Below are 7,026 nucleotides of genomic sequence, written 5' to 3'. Positions count from 1 at the left end.
GATGGTACTGCATTTTGTGGGAGAGTATGTCGCTGCCTTTTTTATGGAAGTCCTCATCATTTATTTGATGGGGACTTTTTTTGTTTTATATAAATTTTTAGAAAAAATTAAGTAAAGATAGTCGAACAGAGAAGTTAAGCCTGATACTGTACAAAAAAAGTGTGTAAAGTTAAAAATTTGTAATTTTAAATTACTAACGATAAACTTACAGACTAATGAACTTTACACAAGAACAAATCTCTGAATTAATGTTGAATATAGCAAATTCAGAAAACGGCACTAATTTATTAATGCAAATGACTTTGAACGCTTTTATGAAAAGTGAACACCATCTTGATCAAAAAAAAATCTGATACATACGCAAATGGTTATCGAGAAAGAAAAGCACGTGATTTTGGCAAGGAAAATGGTTTTAAAACGAATAGTATCAGTCTGAACTAGCATGACAAGACTATTGACAAGATAGCTAAGATAGCCCCAGCTGCGCAAACTGTTCCTTAGAAAAGATCCAAATGACTTCCAACTTTACCCCGCGTAGCGTTAGAAAAGTAACATTTTATGAAGCAGGAGTAAAATCAATAAAAAAACCACTCCTTTTGAGAGTGGCTATAAAACTATCTTAAACAATTATTATTCTTTTATAAAACGTTTCGTGTTTTTGGATGTTGCATCAGTAACTTCAATTAAATAAGCGCCAGCTTTTAATGAACCTACAAAAACAGTATTGTTTTCAATTTTTCCTTTACCTAATTCTTGTCCCATCATATTGAATATTCTATAGGTTGATGTCATTTCAAGGTTTGAAATATTTAAGAAATCACCTTTAACAGGATTTGGATATAGATTGAAGGATAAAGAAGTATTATTGGTCTCATCCATTCTTGCTGTTGAAGTAATATTTACGGTATAATCTTCTACTTCACCAAAAGAGAAAGTTTCACAAGAAGTTGGAGAGGCATTGTATTTCATTGACACTCTCATTCTGGTTGAACCCAACAATGCTGTAGTAGGAATTGTAAAACTTCCAGAAATTGGCGTTGCCGTAGTTCTATTTCTATTAAACACTTGCTCACCAGCATCAAGGAAATCACCATCACGATTATAATCTATCCATACTCTGTATGCTTCGCTATAAACTGCACTAGTCCATCCTGGAGTTATCGTTATTGTAGTACTTGTTCCGCGTACCAAGTTGGTAGAAAGTGCAGTAAAATTACCATATCCACCATTATTGCCAGATAAATTATTTATAGAACCCAGTTGCACTCTATTGATAAACTCGTCGGCTGTACTATTTCCTCTAGAAACACAGTAAGTAACCGTTGAAACAGCTAAAGTTGTAACCGTAACAGTATTACTATTTCCGGAACTATTACCTGCAGCATCTTTTGCTCTAACATTAAAAGTATAAGTTGTAGAAGCGGTCAAACCTGTTACAGCAAAAGTAGTTGCGGTAGTAGTAGAACCAATTAAAGAGCCGTTTCTAAAGACATCGTATCCTGTTACAGCCACATTATCTGTCGCGCCCGACCATGATAAGTTGGTTGTTGTTTGTGTTGTTCCTGATGCGGATAAAGTTGGAGCTGTTGGCGCAATAGTGTCTGGAGCAGATCCAGCTGTGATAGTAAAGTTAGTATTAGAAACATCAAAGAAAATATGGTTAGTACCTTTTACCATAATTCTGTTGGTTGTTCCCGGTGTATTCGGAATGGTAACTGCTTGAGTACCGTCATTTGGGGTTGAAGCCAATAAATTATTCCAAGTTGTTCCGCCATTTGTTGATAAAAGGATATCAACATTGGCACAATTAACACCATTAGCAGTAGTACCAGCTACAGACCAAGTTATGGTTTGTGAACTTCCCCCAACGAATGAAACTGCAGTATTTGGAGAATTAACAGTAAATGGACCTGCAGTAGCATTAACCGTTACAATCATATCATCCGATTTATTGCCAGAACCTCCAACTCTATTATCACGTACAGTGAGTCTAAAATTCATCGTTCTTGCTACTGATGGTAAAGCTTCAACTACAATTTCAGTTCCTTGTGTTGTGTTTGAACCTGCCAACACCGATTGAATTCTAGGAAAATATCTAACTGGTGTCGTTGTTGAGTTGTATGATCTAAATGTTGGGCCTGATGTTCTTGTAGCACTTGCTGCGGAACTTGCACCAGTTGCAGTTGATGCAGCATTATCAAATTGTTCCCAGTTATACGTTAACGCATCTCCGTTTGCATCTGTTCCTGAACCTGTTAACATAAACGGAGTACTTTTAGGAATGGTGTAATCTAAACCAGCATTAGCCGTTGGTATTGCATTTCCTGTAGGCGTATTGGTTTGACACGTTTTATTCTTCACATTATTTGTAACTTGTTGGATACTAAAAGCGTGAAAATAGACGTCTGAATTTGGTTGAACATCTTGACTAGTTATACCCGCATACCCCATTATAGTTGAGCCCGAACCTGGTTCCATATTTGCACCAGTTCCTTCATTATTCATTGAAAATGTGTGATTGGCGCCAAATTGATGACCTATTTCATGTGCCACATAATCAATATCAAATGTGTCACCTGTAGGTATTGTACTCGAAGTAAAAGCACTTCCTTTTGAGCCGTTTACACAAACACAACCTATACATCCTGCATTTCCGTTGTTTGAAGCTCTAACAAATAAATGACCTACATCGTAGTTAGATTCTCCAATTACAGATGTTAATGTACTTTGCAACTGGCTATTGTAACTTGTTGTATAAGGATCTGTTGAAGCATTTGTATAAAGTACTAAATCATTGTTTGCAATTAAAACCATCCTTACAGCAAAATCATTTTCAAAAACTCCATTAACTCTTGTTATAGATGCGTTAATGGCAGCTAATGCTTGTGCCTTAGTTCCTCCAAAGTAAGCAGCATATTCTCCTGTACATGATACAGCAAGGCGAAATGTTCTCAAAGTTGAATCGTCTGCGTTTCTAAGCAAAATTTCAGGACTTGTTTTAGCTTTATCTACAACAGAACACTCAAAAGATGTAAGTACTTTTTGTTTATCAGCTCTATCGTATACCGTGTAAGTAGATAAATCTCTAGAAATTGGCTCAATAAAAACTGTAGTTCTATCAGCATTAATAGTCATTGATTTAAATCCTAAAGGCGAGACACTAAAATAAGATACCACAGCCGGATTGTCAATTCCAACACCAATATATGATTTAATTTCTGGATAACGAGCAGCTAAAGCAGGTTCTAAAACGGAGTTTTCAAAAACTTTAAAATTTTGCAACTGACCATTTTGATTTGGAATGGCAAGAATTGTGTTTGAGTTTTTTAAGTCAGCAGTTCTTTTTGGCGCACTTGCTAGAATAGTTTTTACTTGTTCTATATTTAAAGTAAATAGATTCTTTTCGGGTAAAATCATTTCACTTTCGAAAGGAATCATATCACTTTTTTTTGTGGTTGAATTCCAAAGAGAGCTTTTAGTTTGTGAAAAAGTTACACTGCTAATTATTAGCAAAGCGAACGAGAGTAAATTGTACTTCATAGTATATTAAATTTGGTTAATTTAGATTATAAAAGTATAAATATTTTTAGAAAAAAGCAAAACAATGCTTAATTCTATTACTATAATGCTAAATAATATTGGAAAAAGATAAATTATACTTAATAAATAAGATAAAACTTTATAATAATCATAAAACAGTATTTTTGTTTTGCACTGCAATTAACAAAAACTATTTTTAACAAAAATTAAAAATGAACTTAAGTTACTGGGAACTTAAAAATTGGTTTTCAAATATTGATTTCACTATCGTCGGTAGCGGAATTGTTGGCTTGCATTGTGCGTTAGCATTGCGCAATAAATTTCCAGACAGTAAGATATTGATTTTAGAAAAAGGGATTTTACCGCAAGGCGCTAGTACAAAAAATGCTGGGTTCGCTTGTTTTGGCAGTATTTCCGAAATACTTGACGATTTAAAATCACATAGCGAAGAAGAAGTTATTCAATTAATTCAAAAACGGTGGAACGGTTTGCAATTGCTTCGCAAAAACCTGGGTGATTCAGTCATCGATTTCAAACCCTATGGAGGTTATGAATTGTTTTTGAAGGATGATGAAAGTATTTACAATGAATGTTTACAAAAGTTACCATTTATTAATGAAATATTGAAACCTATTTTTAGAAATGAAATTTTCACAAAAGAAGTTGACCGATTTGACTTCAAAGGTATTCAAGACTATTTGATTTTTAATCCTTATGAAGCCCAAATTGATACTGGAAAAATGATGCACGCCTTATTACAAAAAGCGAATTCAAATAATATTATGATATTAAATCAAGTAGAAGTTGCAGCTTTTCATGAAAAAAGAGAGAGTGTAGAAGTTGCTATTGGAGATTTTATATTCAGTACTAAAAAGTTGCTTTTTGCGACGAATGGTTTTGCGTCACAACTCACAAATAATCAGGTAAAACCTGCCAGAGCTCAAGTTTTGATAACCGAACCAATACCTAATTTGGACATTAAAGGAACCTTTCATTTGGATAAAGGGTATTATTATTTTAGAAATATTGATGATAGAATATTACTAGGTGGAGGAAGGAATCTAGATTTCGAAGGCGAAACCACCACTGAATTAGGTCAAACAGAATTAATTCAAAATCGTTTGGAGGAATTACTAAAAGAAGTAATTTTACCAAACACCGATTTCAAAATTGCCCATCGATGGAGCGGCATTATGGGATTAGGTTCCAGTAAAAATCCATTTGTAGAACAACTTTCCGAAAATGTATATTGTGGAGTAAGACTAGGCGGAATGGGAGTTGCTATAGGAAGTTTAATAGGTCAAGAATTAGCTGATTTAGTAAAATAAGATATGATAAAAAAAATTTCTCGTTGGATTTGGAAAGCCATGCTTTGGTTTTTTGGACTTTCTATTGTTTCTGTCATTATTTTTAAATGGGTTCCCATTCCCTTTACGCCATTAATGGTGATTAGAATCATAGAATTTAAATCAGACAATCAAGATGCTATTTATAGTCATGATTGGGTTCCGCTAGAAGAAATATCGCCCAATCTTCAAAAAGCCGTTATTGCTAGCGAAGATGGTAATTTTTTAAAGCACAGCGGTTTTGATTTTGAAGCTATGCAAAAAGCTTTTAAAAATAATCAAAAAGGGAGGAAGCTAAAAGGTGGAAGCACCATCTCACAACAAACCGCTAAAAACGTTTTTCTTTGGCAAGGAAGAAGTTATGTGCGCAAAGGACTGGAAGCCTATTTCACTGTTTTGATAGAAATCATATGGGGTAAAAAACGCATTATGGAAGTGTATTTGAATAGTATAGAAATGGGTAATGGCGTTTATGGCGCACAAGAAGCCGCCAGACATTGGTATCGAAAAGAAGCAAAGAATTTAACCAAAAGAGAAGCTGCCGGAATTGCTGCTATTCTCCCAAATCCTAGAAAATATAAAGCCACTAATTCTAGTTCCTACATCGAACGAAGAAAAGATAGAATTATGCGCGTCATGCGTCATGTTGGAAAAATAGAATATTAAAAAAGCAGACTTGTTAGGATAAAAAGTCTGCTTTGGGATTTTGCTAAAACGATTTTAGTAAAATAAAGGTTTGTATTGTTGCCAATGTTTAAAAATTAAAATCGAGTTGAAAACCAAAATCAATAGCGCTATTGACAATCCAGGGATATCTAAAAACAAATGGAAAAGCAAAATGTTAATGGATATTGGCGCTAACAATATCAAAGCAAAAGCAATGTATTTTTTAAACAAAAGCATGGCTCCAATAATAACTTCTAAAACTCCCACAACTGGAAATATATAACCTGTTGCGCCAAGCGAATTCATAAATTGCCCTGCAGCAGTATTTAAATCAGGAGTATCCATCGGGATGAAATGCAAAAACTTATTTGCCCCAAATACTACAAGCACTAAACCTAAAAATATTCTAACGATTTTAGTAAACATTGAATTCATAAAACAAGAATTTTGAATTAGTAATATGGTAAAAATAGCATTAATTATTTGTATAAAAAACCCTTTAAGACCTAAAACTTTACATTAATTATAAACAATTGTAAAATTTTATAATATTAATAATTCAATACAATAAAAAAGATTGCCAAATTTGATGGCAACCTTTTTTAAAAATACTGCGAAATTAATTTCCGATACTAATAGGATAAGTAACTGCAGCATCGGTGGAACCACCAGCGTTGGTGATGTCTCCACTGGCAACACCAGCTGCAGACTTGTTTGGTAAATGTCTTAATGTAACCGTTAAATTTCCTGTTGTTGAAGAACTGCCCGTAGTCAATGTAAAGTCTAAACCAATTGGTTTTCCATTAGCATCAGCATCTAAATAGGTGAATGTTCCAATGGTACTTGGTGCTTGATAAAATATTTGATGATCTACACCTTCTTCCTCAACTTCAACTGTTATATCATCTGCAGGTGTTACCGATTCATTTAAAAAAGTAACCGTCCCATTGTATGTCGTATTTGGAGACAAACTTCCTGTTGCAGGGGTAATTACAGGCGGATTTGGGCCATCACCATCTAAATCTCTGGATGTTAAAGTAATTGTTTGTCCTCCACCAACAAGCGTGGTTCTAACAGTTGTAATTAGTTCTTCTTCATTTACAGGTTTGTCATCGTTGCTACATGATGAAATTGCTACAGCAATAATTGCTAAAAAAAAGATCTTTGTTTTGTTTAAATTTTTCATTGTTTTCATTTTTAATAATTAATTTTTAATTGAATTTGAAAGTTCCTACCCATTTCATCGGCATAGAAACGTTGTCTGTTTAAATAATCTCTGTATTTTGTGTCAAAAAGGTTAAATACAGAAAAACCTAATGTTACCATAGAATTTTCAGCTACTTTAAATTGAAAATCAGATGCAAAATGCAAAAGATGATACGCAGCTGGCGGCGAACTAATATCCACTTCTACAGGAGTTAACTCGCCATCCACAATAATATTCGTAATAAAATTGTTGTTTGGGAATTGGGTC

At 33.9% G+C, this 7,026-nt stretch carries 6 protein-coding genes and 1 pseudogene; 3 read left to right on the top strand and 4 right to left on the bottom strand.

The genetic code is table 11. The features are described from left to right. Positions 1-215 precede the first annotated feature (215 nt). The gene (locus ACK5ON_RS11330; protein WP_409822483.1) at positions 216-353 is read left to right on the top strand and encodes a hypothetical protein; all 138 of its coding nucleotides are present in this window, start codon (positions 216-218) and stop codon (positions 351-353) included. A gap of 277 nt (positions 354-630) precedes the next feature. Here the strand turns inward: ACK5ON_RS11330 and ACK5ON_RS11325 are convergent, their stop codons facing one another. Continuing rightward, positions 631-3,438, bottom strand: a complete 2,808-nt coding sequence (locus ACK5ON_RS11325) for a reprolysin-like metallopeptidase (RefSeq protein WP_409822481.1) — start codon at positions 3,436-3,438, stop codon at positions 631-633. Between the two features lie 314 nt (positions 3,439-3,752). On the opposite strand from ACK5ON_RS11325, the gene ACK5ON_RS11320 reads away from it, so the two are divergent. Both ACK5ON_RS11320 and mtgA read left to right on the top strand, forming a co-directional pair. Further along, on the top strand, positions 3,753-4,868 hold the full coding sequence (locus ACK5ON_RS11320; RefSeq protein ID WP_409822478.1) for an NAD(P)/FAD-dependent oxidoreductase: 1,116 nt from the start codon (positions 3,753-3,755) through the stop codon (positions 4,866-4,868). Positions 4,869-4,871: 3 nt separating this feature from the next. Then, entirely contained in the window at positions 4,872-5,552 is a 681-nt protein-coding gene (mtgA, locus tag ACK5ON_RS11315) for a monofunctional biosynthetic peptidoglycan transglycosylase (protein WP_409822475.1), read from the top strand. Between the two features lie 54 nt (positions 5,553-5,606). On the opposite strand, the gene ACK5ON_RS11310 is transcribed toward mtgA, so the two are convergent. From ACK5ON_RS11310 to ACK5ON_RS11300, 3 genes and pseudogenes are all read right to left on the bottom strand, one after another. Beyond that, positions 5,607-5,987, bottom strand: coding sequence for a DoxX family membrane protein (locus tag ACK5ON_RS11310; RefSeq protein ID WP_396174346.1), 381 nt, complete (start codon positions 5,985-5,987; stop codon positions 5,607-5,609). A 184-nt stretch (positions 5,988-6,171) separates the two neighbouring features. Continuing rightward, entirely contained in the window at positions 6,172-6,738 is a 567-nt protein-coding gene (locus tag ACK5ON_RS11305) for a type 1 periplasmic binding fold superfamily protein (protein WP_396174348.1), read from the bottom strand. A gap of 11 nt (positions 6,739-6,749) precedes the next feature. Further along, positions 6,750-7,026: pseudogene (locus ACK5ON_RS11300) on the bottom strand (TonB-dependent receptor); the annotation flags it as partial.

Source organism: Flavobacterium sp., assembly GCF_046317795.1.
Classification (GTDB): domain Bacteria; phylum Bacteroidota; class Bacteroidia; order Flavobacteriales; family Flavobacteriaceae; genus Flavobacterium.
Note: the sequence above shows the minus strand (reverse complement) of the source record. Positions and strands in the feature narration are given on the sequence as shown.